The organism is Streptomyces sp. NPDC093221 (genome assembly GCF_044753885.1).
Lineage (GTDB): Bacteria > Actinomycetota > Actinomycetes > Streptomycetales > Streptomycetaceae > Actinacidiphila.
On sequence record NZ_JBIVOA010000002.1, the window covers coordinates 906,818 to 922,463 of the forward strand.

The 15,646-nt window shown below is 71.6% G+C and carries 14 protein-coding genes; 8 read left to right on the forward strand and 6 right to left on the reverse strand.

Annotation, left to right across the window (positions count from 1 at the left end; translation table 11 throughout):
• Window positions 1-177: 177 nt before the first annotated feature.
• Window positions 178-1,239 carry an adenylate/guanylate cyclase domain-containing protein gene (locus ACIQCJ_RS09960; RefSeq protein ID WP_355349935.1) on the reverse strand — a complete coding sequence of 354 codons (1,062 nt, stop codon included), beginning with the start codon at window positions 1,237-1,239 and terminating at the stop codon, window positions 178-180.
• Between the two features lie 378 nt (window positions 1,240-1,617).
• A complete protein-coding gene (locus tag ACIQCJ_RS09965) occupies window positions 1,618-2,514 on the reverse strand; it encodes a biotin--[acetyl-CoA-carboxylase] ligase (protein ID WP_402711126.1) in 897 nt (298 codons plus the stop codon).
• Between the two features lie 133 nt (window positions 2,515-2,647).
• Here ACIQCJ_RS09965 and ACIQCJ_RS09970 point away from each other — a divergent pair, with 133 nt between their 5' ends.
• The 4 genes from ACIQCJ_RS09970 (at window position 2,648) to ACIQCJ_RS09985 (ending at window position 5,521) form a co-directional block, all read left to right on the forward strand.
• A complete protein-coding gene (locus ACIQCJ_RS09970; RefSeq protein WP_355349859.1) occupies window positions 2,648-4,237 on the forward strand; it encodes an acyl-CoA carboxylase subunit beta in 1,590 nt (529 codons plus the stop codon).
• Between the two features lie 79 nt (window positions 4,238-4,316).
• A complete protein-coding gene (locus ACIQCJ_RS09975) occupies window positions 4,317-4,523 on the forward strand; it encodes an acyl-CoA carboxylase subunit epsilon (RefSeq protein WP_355349856.1) in 207 nt (68 codons plus the stop codon).
• 100 nt (window positions 4,524-4,623) lie between these two features.
• A complete protein-coding gene (gene mmpB / locus ACIQCJ_RS09980; protein WP_262928358.1) occupies window positions 4,624-4,755 on the forward strand; it encodes a morphogenic membrane protein MmpB in 132 nt (43 codons plus the stop codon).
• Between the two features lie 160 nt (window positions 4,756-4,915).
• Window positions 4,916-5,521 (forward strand): nucleoside triphosphate pyrophosphatase, encoded by a 606-nt coding sequence (locus ACIQCJ_RS09985; RefSeq protein ID WP_355349852.1) that lies wholly within the window; start codon window positions 4,916-4,918, stop codon window positions 5,519-5,521.
• A gap of 93 nt (window positions 5,522-5,614) precedes the next feature.
• On the opposite strand, the gene ACIQCJ_RS09990 is transcribed toward ACIQCJ_RS09985, so the two are convergent.
• Entirely contained in the window at window positions 5,615-6,079 is a 465-nt protein-coding gene (locus ACIQCJ_RS09990) for a hypothetical protein (protein WP_355349849.1), read from the reverse strand.
• A 456-nt stretch (window positions 6,080-6,535) separates the two neighbouring features.
• On the opposite strand from ACIQCJ_RS09990, the gene ACIQCJ_RS09995 reads away from it, so the two are divergent.
• Window positions 6,536-8,296 carry an acetyl/propionyl/methylcrotonyl-CoA carboxylase subunit alpha gene (locus tag ACIQCJ_RS09995; RefSeq protein ID WP_402711284.1) on the forward strand — a complete coding sequence of 587 codons (1,761 nt, stop codon included), beginning with the start codon at window positions 6,536-6,538 and terminating at the stop codon, window positions 8,294-8,296.
• A 159-nt stretch (window positions 8,297-8,455) separates the two neighbouring features.
• Here ACIQCJ_RS09995 and ACIQCJ_RS10000 read toward each other — a convergent pair whose 3' ends face one another.
• A complete protein-coding gene (locus ACIQCJ_RS10000) occupies window positions 8,456-9,889 on the reverse strand; it encodes a DHA2 family efflux MFS transporter permease subunit (protein WP_391050566.1) in 1,434 nt (477 codons plus the stop codon).
• Window positions 9,890-10,109: 220 nt separating this feature from the next.
• Between ACIQCJ_RS10000 and ACIQCJ_RS10005 the strand changes: the two genes are divergently transcribed.
• Window positions 10,110-10,721 (forward strand): helix-turn-helix domain-containing protein, encoded by a 612-nt coding sequence (locus ACIQCJ_RS10005; protein ID WP_355350344.1) that lies wholly within the window; start codon window positions 10,110-10,112, stop codon window positions 10,719-10,721.
• A 39-nt stretch (window positions 10,722-10,760) separates the two neighbouring features.
• Here ACIQCJ_RS10005 and ACIQCJ_RS10010 read toward each other — a convergent pair whose 3' ends face one another.
• Window positions 10,761-11,714: a DeoR family transcriptional regulator gene (locus tag ACIQCJ_RS10010; RefSeq protein ID WP_391050564.1), complete on the reverse strand. Its 954-nt coding sequence runs from the start codon at window positions 11,712-11,714 to the stop codon at window positions 10,761-10,763.
• Window positions 11,715-11,856: 142 nt separating this feature from the next.
• Window positions 11,857-13,314: an NAD(P)H-quinone dehydrogenase gene (locus tag ACIQCJ_RS10015; protein ID WP_355350338.1), complete on the reverse strand. Its 1,458-nt coding sequence runs from the start codon at window positions 13,312-13,314 to the stop codon at window positions 11,857-11,859.
• Window positions 13,315-13,444: 130 nt separating this feature from the next.
• Between ACIQCJ_RS10015 and ACIQCJ_RS10020 the strand changes: the two genes are divergently transcribed.
• Window positions 13,445-13,882, forward strand: coding sequence for a gamma-glutamylcyclotransferase (locus ACIQCJ_RS10020; RefSeq protein WP_355350335.1), 438 nt, complete (start codon window positions 13,445-13,447; stop codon window positions 13,880-13,882).
• A gap of 896 nt (window positions 13,883-14,778) precedes the next feature.
• Window positions 14,779-15,594, forward strand: coding sequence for a purine-nucleoside phosphorylase (locus ACIQCJ_RS10025; protein ID WP_391050561.1), 816 nt, complete (start codon window positions 14,779-14,781; stop codon window positions 15,592-15,594).
• Window positions 15,595-15,646 lie beyond the last annotated feature (52 nt).

The window sequence follows — 15,646 nt, forward strand, 5'->3', positions numbered from 1 at the left end:
TCCGTTGCTCTGGTGGTTCCCTACCGTACTAAGGAACCAACAGGGTGGGCAAGAGGGCACGCCAAAAGAGGCGAAGGGGTGTCGGGTGATCCGGCGGAAGCGGGACACGGCGTCAGGGACGCGGCGCGCGGGCAGGCCGGAGCGCGCGCCCGTGGCGCGGTCGGGGCGGAGCGGACCTCAGTCCCGGCGGGAGAGCAGCCAGGGCTCGACGACGCCGAGGCCGCGCACGGGGCGGCGCCACATCGGCTGGAGGGCGAAGCGGTACTTCTCCGCCTCGGTGGCGTCCACGTCCGCCTCGGACAGCGGCGCGTCACCGGCCTCGCCCAGCGCCTCGGCGAAGTCGCCGTCGACGAGGACGGCGTCGCGCGGCGCTATCGAGGTGAGCCGGGAGGCGAGGTTCACGGTGGTGCCGAAGACGTCGCCCATGCGGGTGGTGACGGTGCCGAAGGCCATGCCGACGCGCAGGGCGGGCATGCTGTCGTCGCCGGTCATGGTCTCGATGAGGCGTATGCCGATCTCGGCGGCGGTGCCGGGGTCGTCGGCGACGAAGAGGACTTCGTCGCCGAGGGTCTTGATCAGCCGTCCGCCGTACGCGGCGACCTGGTCGGCGGCCGTGGTCTCGAACGCCTCGACCAGCTCGCCCAGTTCCTCCTCCTCCAGGCGCCGGGTGAGCCGGGTGAAGCCGACGAGGTCGGCGAAGCCGACGGCCAGCCGCCGGTCGACGGCCTCCTCGTCGTCGGACTGCACGACCCGGCTGGTGGCGGCGGCGACCTGGCGGCGCCAGACGTAGATGAGGAACTCCTCCAGTTCCGGCAGGAGGAGTTCGACCAGCGGATACGCGACTTCCGCGCGGGTCATCCCCGGCTCGGGCGGCTCGGTGAGACCTTCGAGGAAGGAGTCGGTCTGCCAGTCGGCGAGCCGGGCCGTGGTCTGGCCGGTGGAGCGGGCGACCTGGATGGCCATCGACTCGCTGAGCAGCCCCGCCTCGACCAGGCCGGCCAGCCGCCGCAGGGCGAGGACGTCCGCCTCGGTGAGCGCGCGCGCCTGGCCGATGTCGGCGAAGCCCATGGCCCGCCAGAAGCGGGAGGCCAGGTCCATGGAGACGCCCGCGGTGCGGGCGGCCTGGAAGGGGGTGTAGCGGCGGGGCGCGCCGAGGATGAGCTGTTCCAGGCGCAGCGCCAGTGGGTGCTCCCCCGACTCGCCCGGCTCTCCCGGCTCCTCAAGATCGACCGGATCCACTGGATCGGCCGGGTCGGCCGGATCTGACGCGTCCGTGCCGTCGACGGAATCGGCCGGATCCGGCACGTTCACGGGGTCGGGTACGTTCGCGGCGTCCGGTGCGATCGGAGGGTCGGCGGGATCGACGCCGTCCGGCTCCGGGGCGGCACCCGGATCCGAGTCGTGCGGCTCGTCTGGCGGGGTGCCCGCGTTCTCCACGCTCACCGCCCAGCCCTTGAGGAATCCCTGCGCACAGCCCTTCCGATCATCGAGACGACGCAGCCCCTCAACGATACGGCAGGTGTGCCGTGGCTCACTCTCACCAGGGCGCCGGTGAGACACCCGTGACGCGCGACGGAACGGCGCGCGAGCCGGTCTCCGCGGCGGTGTCCCGCCGCGTCAGCGCGCGGGCCTGAGGTGGACGACGTCGCCCGCGGCGACCGGCTGCTCGGCGCCGTCCGAGGTGGCGATCACCAGGCGGCCGTCGCCGTCGATCCCGACCGCGGTACCGGCCAGTTCCTTGTCGCCCGGCAGCTCTGCGCGGACCTCCCGGCCCAGGGTGGCGCAGCCCGCCGCGTAGGTCTGCTGGAGCCGGGACGCGGCGGGGTCACCGTCCTCCGCGCGCCAGGCGCCGTACCAGTCGGCCAGCGAGCGCAGGACCGCCCGCAGCAGCGGGTCGCGGTCGGTGCCCTTGGCCCCGGCCAGGGCGAGGGACGCGGCGGTGGGGACGGGCAGCTCGGCGGCGCGCAGCGACACATTGAGGCCGATGCCGATGACGACGCCGTCGTCGCCCGCGCGCTCGGCGAGGATGCCGCCCGCCTTGCGTTCCTCGCCGTCCACGGTGACCAGCAGGTCGTTGGGCCACTTGAGTGCCGTGTCGACGCCCGCGGCACGCGACAGGGCGGTGGCGGTGGCGACCCCGGCGAGCAGCGGCAGCCAGCCCCAGCGGTGCACCGGCACCGGGGCGTGCGCCGGGAGCGGCGTGCCGTCGGGCGCGGTACGGGCGGCCATGGCGCCACCCGGTCGGAGCAGTACCGAGAAGAAGAGCCCGGAGCGCGGCGGCGCCGACCAGCGGCGGTCCAGCCGTCCGCGGCCCGCGGTCTGCTCCTCGGCCACGAGGACCGCCCCCTCGGGGGCGCCCCGCGCGGCGCGGGCGGCCAGGTCGCTGTTGGTGGAGCCGGTGGCGTCCACCACGTCCAGCGCGGTCCACAGCGCGTCGGGGGTGACCACGGCGCGCCGCAGCGCGGCGGCGTTGAGCGGCGGTCGTTCCAGGTCGGACCAGCGGCTGGGCGTCATGTCCTCACCCTATGAGGCGGGTACCGGAGTGTGTCCAACGCCGCACTGCTCGTACCCCAGAGTCGCCACTACGCTACGGAACAGCGTTACCGGCCAGTCAGCAAGTCCCGCCGAGAGCAGGAGAGCCGCCTCCATGTCCGAGCAGGAACACGACATCCACACCACCGCGGGCAAGCTCGCGGACCTGCGCCGCCGTATCGAGGAGGCGACGCACGCGGGCTCCGGGCGCGCGGTGGACAAGCAGCACGCCAAGGGGAAGGGCACGGCCCGCGAGCGGATCGAACTGCTCCTGGACGAGGGGTCGTTCACCGAGCTGGACGAGCTGGCTCGGCACCGCTCGACCAACTTCGGCCTGGAGAGCAACCGGCCGTACGGCGACGGTGTCGTCACCGGCTACGGCACGGTCGAGGGCCGCCCGGTCGCGGTGTTCTCGCAGGACTTCACGGTCTTCGGCGGCGCGCTCGGCGAGGTCTACGGCGAGAAGATCGTCAAGGTGATGGACTTCGCGCTGAAGACCGGCTGCCCGGTGATCGGCATCAACGACTCCGGCGGCGCCCGCATCCAGGAGGGCGTCACCTCGCTCGGCATGTACGGCGAGATCTTCCGCCGCAACACCCACGCCTCCGGGGTGATCCCGCAGATCAGCCTGATCATGGGCCCGTGCGCGGGCGGCGCGGTGTACTCCCCCGCGATCACCGACTTCGTGGTGATGGTCGACCAGACCTCGCACATGTTCATCACGGGTCCCGATGTGATCAAGACGGTGACCGGCGAGGACGTCGGCATGGAGGAGCTGGGCGGCGCCCGTACCCACAACTCGACGTCGGGGAACGCGCATCACCTGGCCGGTGACGAGAAGGACGCCTTCGAGTACGTCAAGGCGCTGCTGTCGTACCTGCCGAGCAACAACCTCCAGGAGGCGCCGTCCTTCGCCGCCGAGACGGATCTGGCGGTCACGGACGAGGACCTCGAACTGGACACGCTGATCCCGGACTCGGCGAATCAGCCGTACGACATGCACAAGGTGATCGAGCACGTCCTGGACGACGGCGAATTCCTGGAGACCCAGGCGCTGTTCGCGCCGAACATCCTCACCGGTCTCGGCCGTGTCGAAGGCCGTCCCGTCGGTGTGGTCGCCAACCAGCCGCTCCAATTCGCGGGCTGTCTCGACATCAACGCCTCCGAGAAGGCGGCGCGTTTCGTGCGGACCTGCGACAGCTTCAACATCCCCGTGGTCACTTTCGTCGACGTTCCCGGATTTCTCCCCGGCACCAGTCAGGAGTGGGACGGCATCATCCGCCGCGGTGCCAAATTGATCTACGCGTACGCCGAGGCCACGGTTCCGCTGATCACGATCATCACTCGAAAGGCGTACGGCGGCGCGTACGACGTGATGGGCTCCAAGCACCTGGGCGCGGACCTGAACCTGGCCTGGCCCACGGCCCAGATCGCGGTGATGGGCGCGCAGGGCGCCGTCAACATCCTGCACCGCCGCACGCTGGCGGAGGCGGCCACCCCGCAGGAGGCGGAGGAGCTGCGGGCGCGGCTCATCGCGGACTACGAGGACACGCTGCTGAATCCGTACATCGCCGCGGAGCGCGGCTACGTGGACGCGGTCATCGCGCCCTCCCAGACCCGCGCGCAGCTCGTGAAGGCGCTGCGGACGCTGCGCAACAAGCGGGAGAGCCTGCCGCCGAAGAAGCACGGCAACATCCCGCTGTAGACGGACCGCGCGGGGCCCGGGGGCGAGGACCCGCGGGACCCGCCGGGCAGGGACCCGCGAGCCGAGGAGGAGAGCGCTCATGGTGATCAAGGTGGAGCGGGGCAGCCCGACCCCCGAGGAACTGGCGGCCGTCGTCGCCCTCGTCCAGGCGCGGGCCGCGGCGGCCGGGAAGAGCGCCGACGGCCCGGCCCCGCTGGACGGCTGGGCCGACCCGGCGCGCAATGTGCCGCGCGGCGTTCCGGCGCCGGGGCCCGGCGCGTGGCGGGCGTCGGCGTGGCCCGCGTGAGCGGAATGTCGGGTCGGCGGCGGATGTCACACCAGTAACAGGGTGATCCTGAGTATCCGTACTCAGGCGCTCCGGTTCGCCGGGGCGCAACCCTGGAGACATGTTGTGGTCGGACCCGCGGGACGAACCGCCGGAGGAGATGCGCAAGGCGCAGGCGATGCTGCGCCGCGCGATGCTGGTGATCGCGCTGGCAGCCGCCGTGGTCATGCTGGTGGCGACCTGGAGGTCGTGAACCCGCGCGTCCCGGCCAGGACCGGCCCGGAGAACGGCCCGCACCGGCCAGGACCGGCCCGGAGAGCGGCACCGGCGCCGCCAGCCGCCCCGGACGCGGCCGTGAACCCGCGTCCTGAACCGGCGTCCCCCGTACGGGTGTCGGTGCCTACGATGGGCCGATGAGCAGCTCCAGAACCCTTGTCCTCGCGTCCGCCTCGCCCGCCCGGCTCGGGCTGCTGAAACAGGCGGGCCTCGACCCGCGCGTGATCGTCAGCGGTGTCGACGAGGACGCGATCACGGCCGCCACGCCCGCCGAACTGGCCCGCGTACTGGCCGAGGCGAAGGCCAACGCGGTGGCCGGGAGCGGCGCGCTCGACGGCGGCGAGCTGGTGATCGGCTGCGACTCCGTACTCGAACTCGACGGCCAGGCGCTGGGCAAGCCCGCGGACGCGGCCGAGGCGGTGGCGCGCTGGCAGGCGATGCGCGGGCGCAGCGGGGTGCTGCGGACCGGGCACTGCGTGATCGACACCGCGAGCGGCAAGCAGGTCGCCGAGACCGCGTCCACGACCGTACGGTTCGGGACGCCGGACGACGACGAGGTCGCCGCGTATGTGGCGAGCGGTGAACCGCTGTACGTGGCGGGCGCGTTCACCCTCGACGGCCGCTCCGCGCCCTTCGTGGAGGGCATCGAAGGCGACGCGGGCAACGTGATCGGCCTGTCCCTGCCGCTGCTGCGGCGGCTGCTGGCCGAGCTGGGGGTACGGATCACCGACCTGTGGGTCTGAGCCGCCGTCAGCGGGCGCGGGAGGCGGGGTCCGGGGTCGGTCCTGGGCCGGTTCCGGGGTCGGTTCCGGGTCCGGGGTCGGTTCCGGGGGCGCTCAGGCCGTGGCGGGCGGCGGGAGTTCGCCGCCGTTGCCGTTCGCGGTCCCGCTCTCGGCGGCCTCCCGCGGCCGGTCCTCGGGCGCGTACATCAGCAGCGTGGCGACGAGGCCGCCCAGTATCACCATCATCAGCACGAACGCGTACCAGCCGATCAGGCCGACGACCAGCGCGCCGACCACGCCGTGCACCACCGCGCAGACGATGAGCACGATCCTGGCGACCCGGCCGGTCATCTCGTCGCGGCGCACTATCCGCACGACGAGCACCGCGCACAGGATGAGGAAGAGGCCGAACAGCGCGCCGCCCACCCACGATCCGATGGCCATGGCGTCGGAGTCGAGACCGGCGAGCGACATGGACTGATGGCGTACGGCGAGGCCGAGTATCCAGTTCACGAAGGCGATGGTGAGGGCTTCGAGAACAAGGACCACGGCGGTGCCGACGGCTATACCTCTGCGCACACTGTCCCCTTCGGCCGTCGTCCGGGGCCCGGTTACCGCTGGTACCCCCGCCTGTCGCAGGCTACTCACCGGTACAACCGGCGGCAAGGGGTCTGGCCACGCCGGTCGTTCCACCCGTACGGGGAGTCCGGCGCGCGCGATCCGGAACGTCACCCCACTCGTTCGGGGACACCGGCGGCCGGTCGGGAAACACCGACGGCAAAGATTCCGCTCGCTATTCGTAGGGTTTCCACAAAAGAACGTCAGGTCTCTTCGCAGACTTACAGGGAGATCTCCCCCACACCGATGAGTGCGGGACATCGGCCCGAGCGGGGCCGTACCGTGGACTGAGCAGGCGTTCACGGGTTCTTCAGGCCCATGGATCACCCTCCGTGTGGGGAAGCTCACGTGCAGGGGTGCCTCGGCACCAAGTGTGGCCAGTACCTAAACTCGGCTTGTTTCAAGGAGGGAGCCATCGTGCGCAAGGTGCTCATCGCGAACCGCGGTGAAATTGCTGTCCGCGTTGCCCGTGCCTGCCGGGATGCGGGGATCGCGAGTGTGGCGGTGTACGCCGATCCGGACCGGGACGCGGTGCATGTCCGGGTGGCGGATGAGGCGTACGCGCTGGGCGGTGACACTCCGGCGACCAGTTATCTGGATGTCGCCAGGGTGCTGGCCGCCGCGGCGGAGTCGGGTGCGGACGCGGTGCATCCGGGGTACGGATTCCTGTCGGAGAACGCGGAGTTCGCGCAGGCGGTCCTGGACGCGGGTCTGACGTGGATCGGTCCGCCGCCGCAGGCGATCCGGGATCTGGGTGACAAGGTCGCGGCGCGGCATATCGCGCAGCGTGCGGGTGCGCCGCTGGTCGCGGGGACCGCTGATCCGGTGTCGGGGTCGGATGAGGTCGTGGCGTTCGCTGAGGAGCACGGGCTGCCGATCGCGATCAAGGCGGCGTTCGGCGGTGGCGGGCGGGGTCTGAAGGTGGCCCGGACGCTGGAGGAGGTGCCGGAGCTGTACGACTCCGCGGTGCGTGAGGCGGTCGCGGCGTTCGGCCGCGGGGAGTGCTTCGTGGAGCGCTACCTGGACCGTCCGCGGCATGTGGAGACGCAGTGCCTGGCCGACACGCACGGCAATGTGGTGGTGGTCTCCACGCGTGACTGCTCGTTGCAGCGGCGTCATCAGAAGCTGGTGGAGGAGGCCCCTGCCCCGTACTTGTCGCAGGCGCAGGTCGACCAGCTCTACAGCGCGTCGAAGGCGATCCTGCGTGAGGCGGGGTATGTGGGTGCGGGCACGTGTGAGTTCCTGGTGGGCCAGGACGGCACGATCTCGTTCCTGGAGGTCAACACCCGGCTGCAGGTGGAGCACCCGGTGACCGAGGAGGTCTCGGGGATCGATCTGGTGCGGGAGATGTTCCGGATCGCCGACGGTGAGGCGCTGGGGTATGACGACCCGGTGCTGCGGGGGCATTCGGTGGAGTTCCGGATCAACGGTGAGGATCCGGGGCGGGGTTTCCTGCCCGCGCCGGGCACGGTGACGCGTTTCGACGCGCCGACGGGTCCGGGGGTGCGGCTGGACGCGGGTGTGGAGTCCGGCAGTGTGATCGGTCCGGCGTGGGATTCGCTGCTGGCCAAGCTGGTCGTGACCGGTGCCACGCGTGAGCAGGCGTTGCAGCGTGCGGCGCGGGCGCTGGGCGAGTTCACGGTGGAGGGGATGGCGACCGCGATCCCCTTCCACCGTGCGGTCGTCACCGACCCGGCGTTCGCACCCGCCGACGGCAGTCCGTTCACGGTGCACACGCGGTGGATCGAGACGGAGTTCGACAACACGATCCCGCCGTTCGCGGGTGCGGTCGTGGACGAGGACGACGCGCCGGGCCGGGAGACCGTGGTGGTGGAGGTCGGCGGGAAGCGTCTGGAGGTGTCCCTGCCCGCGTCGCTGGGGATGACGCTGGCGCGGACGGCGGCCGCGGGGGGTGCCAAGCCCAAGCGGCGGACGGCGGCGAAGGCGGGTGCGGCGGTCTCGGGTGACGCGCTGCCCTCGCCGATGCAGGGCACCATCGTGAAGGTCGCGGTCGAGGAGGGCCAGCAGGTCACCGCGGGTGATCTGATCGTGGTCCTGGAGGCCATGAAGATGGAACAGCCCCTGAACGCCCACCGGTCGGGCACCGTCATCGGCCTCAAGGCCGAAGTCGGCACCTCCGTCTCCTCCGGCGCCGTCATCTGCGAAATCAAGGACTGACGCCACAGCACGCACGAAGGCGGTACGGCAGCGGCCGTACGTACGAAACGCCGGTGGGGCCGGTCACGACGACCGGCCCCACCGGCGTTCGCGCGTTGGTCCACGCACGCGGCTCCGTACCGTCAACACGGTCAACAGAGCCCCGTCAACGGGTCGCCGTCAGCGCAGGGACACCGGTTTCGGGCTGCGCAGCGCCAGGACCAGGGCGACGGACAGGGCGGTGAAGACCGCGGCGGCGGTGAAGGCGGCGGTGGCGCCGTGGATGAACGGCTCGCTGTGCGCGTGGCGCGAGACGGTGCCGAACACCGTGACCAGGATGGACAGTCCGAGGCTGCCGCCGACCTGCTGCATCGTCTGGAGCAGCCCGGACGCGGAGCCCGCCTCCTTCGGCTCGACGCCGGAGAGGATGAAGGTGTTGAGCGGCATCATCGTGAAGCCGACGCCGACACCGATCAGGATCAGCGGGCCGAGGATGCCGCCCGCGTACCCGTCGGACGCGTTGAGCGTGGAGAGCCAGACCGTGCCGCCGACGTTGAACAGACCGCCGGTGGCGGCGACGCGCTTGGCGCCGAAGCGGGCGAGGGCGCGCGGGGCGAGGCGGGCGGCGACGAACAGCGGTCCTGCCAGCGGCAGGAAGGCGAAGCCGGTCCGCAGCGGGCTGTAGTGCAGATACGTCTGAAGGTACTGGGTGGAGAAGTAGAACACGCCGAACATCCCGGCGGGGACGAGCAGCATGATCCCGTACGCCAGCGCGCGGTTGCGGTCGAGGAAGAGCCGCAGCACGACCAGCGGGCGCTCGACGCGGGTCTCGTTGATCAGGAACGACACGAGCAGGGCGGCGGCGATGACGAAGCTGGTCAGGGCGCGGGAGTCGGTCCAGTGGCTCTCGCCGACGCGGATGAAGGCGTAGACCAGCGAGGCCATGCCGAGGGTGCCGGTCAGGGCGCCGGCGATGTCGAACCGGCCGCCGGGGTGGCGCTCGGTCTCCTTGATGTAGCGCGGGGCGAGCAGCACGATGGCCAGGCCCACGGGGACGTTGACGAAGAAGACCCAGCGCCAGGAGCCCCAGTCGGTGAGCATGCCGCCGACGGTGAGGCCGATCGCGGAACCGGCGCCGGAGATCGCGGAGAAGACGCTCAGCGCGCGGTTGCGTTCCGAGCCCTCGGAGAACGAGGTGGCGATCAGCGCCAGGGTGCTGGGCGCGGCCAGCGCGGCGGCGGCGCCTTGCAGGCCGCGGGCGATGAGCAGGGTGGTGGAGTCGTTGGCGACGCCGCCGGCCACGGAGGCGAGGGTGAAGGCGCCGACGCCCCACATCAGCGCCCTGCGGCGGCCGATCAGGTCGCCTATCCGGCTGCCGAGCAGCAGCAGGCCGCCGAAGGCGAGCGTGTAGACGTTCAGCACCCAGGACATGCCGGTGGGCGAGAAGCCGAGATGGGTGCCGATGCCCGGCAGGGCGACATTCACCACGGTGGCGTCGAGCAGCAGCATGAGCTGCGTGCCGACGATGGCCACGAGGGCGATGAACGGGCGCCCACGGGCGGGGGACGGAGTGCGGGATGCGGTGGAGAGCGCGCGCACTGCGGGTGTGGACATGCTGAGTAAGCCTCCAGCGGAGAGCAATAAACGGAGGGTTCCTCCGTTAACTATACGGAGACAGCCTCCGGTTCTACAATCGCTTTTGGGCGGACTTTGACGAACGATGGGTTCCGGCGAGCCGCGGGCACGGGTGGCGTGGGCGTGGTCAGCCGTGGACGTGGGCGCGCCGCGGGTACGGGCGAGCCGTGAGGACCGGCACTTCAGGAGGCATGACGCCATGCGGGCAGACGCGCAGCGCAATTACGACCGGCTGCTGGAAGAGGCCGCCCAGGCCTTCTTCGTGCACGGCACCGACGTCGCCCTGGAGGACATCGCGCGGCAGGCCGGGGTGGGCATCGGCACGCTGTACCGCCACTTCCCCGACCGCTACACCCTGATGAACGCCGTCTTCGAGCGGGAGCTGGTCAAGCTCAACGCGCGCGCGCAAGAACTGCTGGAGGAGCCGGACCCGGTCGACGCGCTCACCAAGTGGCTCTACGCGGTCGCCGTGCACTCCACCGCGTACCGGGGCCTCGCCAAGGCCATCATGTCCGCGCCGGACGCGAAGATGCCCGCGTGCAAGGCGCTGCTGCGCTCGTCGGGCGAGGCGCTGCTGCGGCGCGCGCAGGACGCGGGCGAGATCAGGCCGGACGCCACCATGTCCGACCTGCTCAAGCTGATCAACGCGATCGTGCTGACCGCGGAGAACAACCGGGAGGACACGGGGCTGTTCGTTCGCCTGATGACGCTGACCCTGGACGGCCTGCGGACCCGGCAGGACACCGGCCGCGGGGCCGTGGAGGACACCGGCCGCAGGGCCGTGAGGGAGACGGCCGCGGAGCCGGTCTAGGAAGCTCGGGCAGCGGGGAGCTCCGGTGGGCGGGGTGCCCTAGCGGCGGCGGACGTCCGCCAGCCGCGGGGTGGGCTCGGTGCCGCCGCCTCCGGCCAGCGACGGGCCGCCGCCGGGCAGCGGCTGGGCGCTGCGCAGGGGCTGGGGCCGCCGGGGTCCTGGCAAAGGCTGGTCGTGGCGCGGACGTCCGGCGGCGATGGCGTCCGCGCCGGTCAGCGGCGCCACGGTGATCTGCACGCCGCGGTCGGCGAGCGCCTGGAGTTCGGTACCGGCCCGCTCGTCGCCGCCGGGCGGCTCGTCGGTGACCAGGTGGGTGATGAGGTCGGTGGGCACGGTCTGGAACATCGTGTCGGTGCCGAGCTTGGTGTGGTCGGCGAGGACGACGACCTCGGCGGCGGACTGCACCAGCGCCCGGTCCACGCTCGCGGAGAGCATGTTGGACGTGGACAGGCCGCGTTCGGCGGTCAGGCCCGCGCCGGACAGGAAGGCGCGCGAGACCCGCAGCCCCTGGAGGGACTGCTCGGCGCCGCTGCCCACCAGGCCGTAGTTCGACCCGCGCAGCGTGCCGCCGGTCATCACCACCTCGACCCGGTTGGCGTGCGCCAACGCCTGTGCCACCAGCAGGGAGTTGGTGACCACGGTCAGTCCCGGCACCCGCGCGAGCCGACGGGCCAGCTCCTGCGTGGTGGTCCCCGCGCCGACGACGATGGCCTCGCCCTCGTCCACGAGATCGGCGGCGAGTTCGGCGATGGCCGACTTCTCCGCGGTCGCTAGATGGGATTTCTGCGGGAAACCGGACTCCCTGGTGAAGCCACCGGGCAGGACCGCACCGCCGTGCCGGCGGTCCAGCAGTCCTTCGGCCTCCAACGCCCGCACGTCCCGGCGCACGGTCACTTCTGAGGTCTGGACGACACGGGCGAGTTCACGGAGCGAGACCGCCCCGTTCGCCCGCACCATTTCGAGGATCAATTGGCGACGTTCTGCAGCGAACACGGAACCGACAGTAACGCCAACGTCCGTCGGCTTTCAGCACTTTGCACCAGATGACGGAAGTCGTGCACAAAAGAGACCGGCGAGTGCTATACGCCGACCGTGCGTTCGCAAACGACGCCTTTCCGGATGACGCGAGGGGCCGTCAGCCCAGATCCGCCTCGGCCGCCTTGCGGGTGTGCAACTGCCGTGCCACCTCGGCCACCGAGCCGGACAGCGACGGGTACACGGTGAAGGCGCTGGCGATCTGCTCGACCGTCAGATTGTTGTCGACGGCGATCGAGATGGGGTGGATCAGCTCGCTGGCCTTGGGCGCGACCACCACTCCCCCGACCACGATGCCCGTGCCGGGACGGCAGAACAGCTTCACGAAGCCGTCCCTGATGCCCTGCATCTTGGCCCGAGGATTGCGCAGCAGCGGCAGCTTGACGACATTGGCCACGATCCGCTTGTTGTCCACGTCGGCCTGCGTGTAGCCGACGGTGGCGATCTCCGGGTCGGTGAAGACGTTCGAGGAGACCGTCTTGAGGTTGAGCGGGGCCACCGCGTCGCCGAGGAAGTGGTACATCGCGATCCGGCCCTGCATGGCCGCGACCGACGCGAGCGCGAAGATCCCGGTCACGTCACCGGCCGCGTACACGCCGGGCGCGCTCGTCCGCGACACCTTGTCGGTCCAGATGTGACCGGAGTCGGTCAGCTTCACACCCGACTCCTCCAGCCCCATGCCCGAGGTGTTCGGGATCGCGCCGACCGCCATCAGGCAGTGCGTGCCCGTGATCACCCGGCCGTCGGCCAGCGCGACCTCGACCCGGTCGCCGATCCGCTTGACGGACTGGGCGCGGGAGCGGGCCATCACGTTCATGCCGCGGCGCCGGAAGACGTCCTCCAGTACGGCGGCGGCGTCCGGGTCCTCGCCGGGCAGCACCCGGTCGCGGGACGACACGAGCGTCACCGTGGAGCCGAGCGCCTGGTACGCGCCCGCGAACTCCGCGCCGGTCACGCCGGAGCCGACCACGATCAGTTCCTCGGGCAGCTCGTCCAGGTCGTAGACCTGCGTCCAGTTGAGGATGCGCTCGCCGTCCGGGAGCGCGTCCTCCAGCTCGCGCGGGCGCGCGCCGGTCGCCACGAGCACCGCGTCTGCGGTCAGCCGCTCGGTCGTGCCGTCCGCGGCCTCGACCACCACGCAGCGGCTGCCGTCGGCGGCGGTCTGACAGCCGTCGAGCCGCCCCCGCCCGCGCATCACCCGGGCGCCGGCCCGCGTCACGGACGCGGTGATGTCGTGCGACTGCGCGAGCGCCAGGCGCTTCACGCGTCGGTTGACCTTGCCCAGATCCACCCCGACGACGCGCGCCGCGCGCTCCAGCGGCGGGGTGTCGTCGGCGACGATGATGCCGAGTTCCTCGTACGACGAATCGAACGTCGTCATCACCTCGGCGGTGGCGATGAGGGTCTTGGACGGTACGCAGTCGGTCAGCACCGACGCCCCGCCCAGGCCGTCGCAGTCCACGACGGTCACCTCCGCGCCGAGCTGCGCCGCCACCAGGGCAGCTTCGTAGCCGCCGGGTCCGCCTCCGATGATCACGATCCTTGTCACGTACCCCATTGTCCCGCACGCGCCAAGTGTTCTCCGCCAGGGGGCACGCTTGTCCGATCCGGGTGCCGCCGCCCGCCGTGCGGACACCCCGAAACGGCGTGCGGCCGTCCGCCGCGCGTGCTCCCGTACTCTCGTGGTCATGTCGCTCTACGCCGCCTACGCCAGCAACCTCGACGCGCGGCTGATGACCCGCCGCGCCCCGCACTCCCCCCTGCGCGGCACCGGCTGGCTCGACGGCTGGCGGCTCACCTTCGGCGGCGAGCAGATGGGGTGGGAGGGGGCGCTCGCCACGCTCGTGGAGGACGAGGACAGCCAGGTCTTCGTCGGGCTGTACGACATCGCGCCCGTCGACGAGGAGTCGCTCGATCGCTGGGAGGGTGTGCCGCTCGGTCTCTACCGGCGCGCCACCGTCCGCGTTCACACGCTCGACGGGGAGGTCGCCTCGTGGCTCTACGTGCTCAACGATTACGAGGGCGGGCTGCCCTCTGCCCGCTACCTCGGTGAGTTGGCTGACGCCGCCGAGTCTGCCGGGGCCCCGCATGACTACGTCATGTCCCTCCGCAAGAGGCCCTGCTAGCGCCTGGGCCTTTCCCGCCCGTGTCTTTTTTTCCCGCCCGCCCACCCGTGCGGGTGCATTCTTCGTCTGCGGGTGCCGCTTGTGCCTGGTCGGTGCCGGTCCGGGGCACCTCCTCGAAATGCGGCTACCTGCTCTTTGCTCATCCGGCACCCTCCCTGTCACCGCATTTCTGCGGGGGCACCCCGGCCCGTCCCCTCCCGGTACGTCGGCGTCCGACGGTCCGGTGGGGGTGGCCGGGGTGGGTGTCAAAGACCGTGAGGGCACCCCGAGCGTCCTCCACCCAAGGGGCTGCACGGCCCCTCACACGGTCCGCAGGCGGACAGGTGTCAGAGACAGGCAGTCTCCGCCGATTTCCCACGGTGGAGGAACAGCCGGGCGCCCCCACCGGTCTTTGACACCTCCCTCAGCCACAGCGCACAGGCACACGCCGGCGTACTGGAGCCCTCGCGCCCACCCCGGCGGGTCGACGGCGGCGCAGGACCCGCACCGCACCCCCTCCACCACCACAGCCGACCGTCAGACGCCGACGTGCCCGAGCCCATCCATCCCCCTCCCGCCGCCGCGGGCGGGTCGGGGGGCGCAGGGGCCGAGCCCCCATCCACCCCCCTCCCGGTAACCCCCACCGGACAGGCGGACGCCGACGTACCGGGAGGGGACGGGGCGGGGTGCCCCCGCAGAAATACGTTGACGGCCGGGTGCCGGATTCGCGAAGGCCAGGTGATACGGATTTCGAGGAGGTGCCCCGGCCCGGCACCGACCAGGCACAAGCGGCACCCGCAGACGAAAAAGCACCCGCACGGGTGGGCGGGCGGGCAAAAACGGGGCCCTGCCGGGGGAGCCGCACTTCGTAAGCCCAGGGCACCGTCTACGCGCGTAGGCCGAGACAGGTTACCCTCATGCGCGTGAACGCTTCTGTGAATGCCGACCCCTACGCCGCGGCCGACGCCGCCGCCGCCCGCCTGCGCGAGCTGACCGGCGCCGAGACCCACGACGTCGCCCTGGTGATGGGCTCGGGCTGGGTGCCCGCGGCCGACGAGCTGGGCGTGGCGGACTATGAGCTGTCGATCACCGACCTGCCGGGCTTCCCGGCCCCGGCGGTGGAGGGCCACTCGGGCAAACTCCGCTCCGTGCGGATCGGCGGAGTGCGCGCCCTGATCTTCCTGGGCCGTACGCACCTGTACGAGGGCCGGGGCGTCTCCAGCGTCGTGCACGGAGTGCGCACGGCGGTGGCGGCCGGCTGCAAGACGGTGGTGCTCACCAACGGCTGCGGCGGCCTGCGCCCCGGTTACCTGCCGGGCCAGCCGGTGCTGATCAGCGACCACATCAACATGACGGCGACCTCGCCGATAGTGGGCGCGAATTTCGTCGACCTCACCGACCTGTACTCGCCGCGGCTGCGGACGCTGTGCCGCGAGATCGACCCGACCCTGGAGGAGGGCGTCTACGTCCAGCTTCCCGGGCCGCACTACGAGACCCCGGCCGAGATCGGGATGGTGCGGGCGATCGGCGGCGACCTGGTCGGGATGTCGACCACGCTGGAGGCCATCGCGGCCCGCGAGGCCGGCGCCGAGGTGCTGGGCATCTCGCTGGTCACGAACCTGGCCGCGGGCATGACGGGCGCGCCGCTCAACCACGAGGAAGTGCTGGAGGCGGGCCGCGAGTCCGCGACCCGGATGGGTTCGCTGCTCGGGCGCGTCCTCGGACGTCTGTAGGCACGTGGAGCCCGCGGGCGCGTAAAGCCGGGTGGACGGGCGGGGTAGTACG

Excerpts from the sequence above, each read along its gene's own strand:
- ACIQCJ_RS09965 (WP_402711126.1), bottom strand. The coding sequence starts at position 2,514 with ATGACGCCCAGCCGCTGGTCCGACCTGGAACGACCGCCGCTCAACGCC.
- ACIQCJ_RS09970 (WP_355349859.1), top strand. The coding sequence starts at position 2,648 with ATGTCCGAGCAGGAACACGACATCCACACCACCGCGGGCAAGCTCGCG.
- ACIQCJ_RS09975 (WP_355349856.1), top strand. The coding sequence starts at position 4,317 with ATGGTGATCAAGGTGGAGCGGGGCAGCCCGACCCCCGAGGAACTGGCG.
- mmpB (WP_262928358.1), top strand. The coding sequence starts at position 4,624 with ATGTTGTGGTCGGACCCGCGGGACGAACCGCCGGAGGAGATGCGCAAG.
- ACIQCJ_RS09985 (WP_355349852.1), top strand. The coding sequence starts at position 4,916 with ATGAGCAGCTCCAGAACCCTTGTCCTCGCGTCCGCCTCGCCCGCCCGG.
- ACIQCJ_RS10000 (WP_391050566.1), bottom strand. The coding sequence starts at position 9,889 with ATGTCCACACCCGCAGTGCGCGCGCTCTCCACCGCATCCCGCACTCCG.
- ACIQCJ_RS10005 (WP_355350344.1), top strand. The coding sequence starts at position 10,110 with ATGCGGGCAGACGCGCAGCGCAATTACGACCGGCTGCTGGAAGAGGCC.
- ACIQCJ_RS10015 (WP_355350338.1), bottom strand. The coding sequence starts at position 13,314 with ATGGGGTACGTGACAAGGATCGTGATCATCGGAGGCGGACCCGGCGGC.
- ACIQCJ_RS10020 (WP_355350335.1), top strand. The coding sequence starts at position 13,445 with ATGTCGCTCTACGCCGCCTACGCCAGCAACCTCGACGCGCGGCTGATG.
- ACIQCJ_RS10025 (WP_391050561.1), top strand. The coding sequence starts at position 14,779 with ATGCGCGTGAACGCTTCTGTGAATGCCGACCCCTACGCCGCGGCCGAC.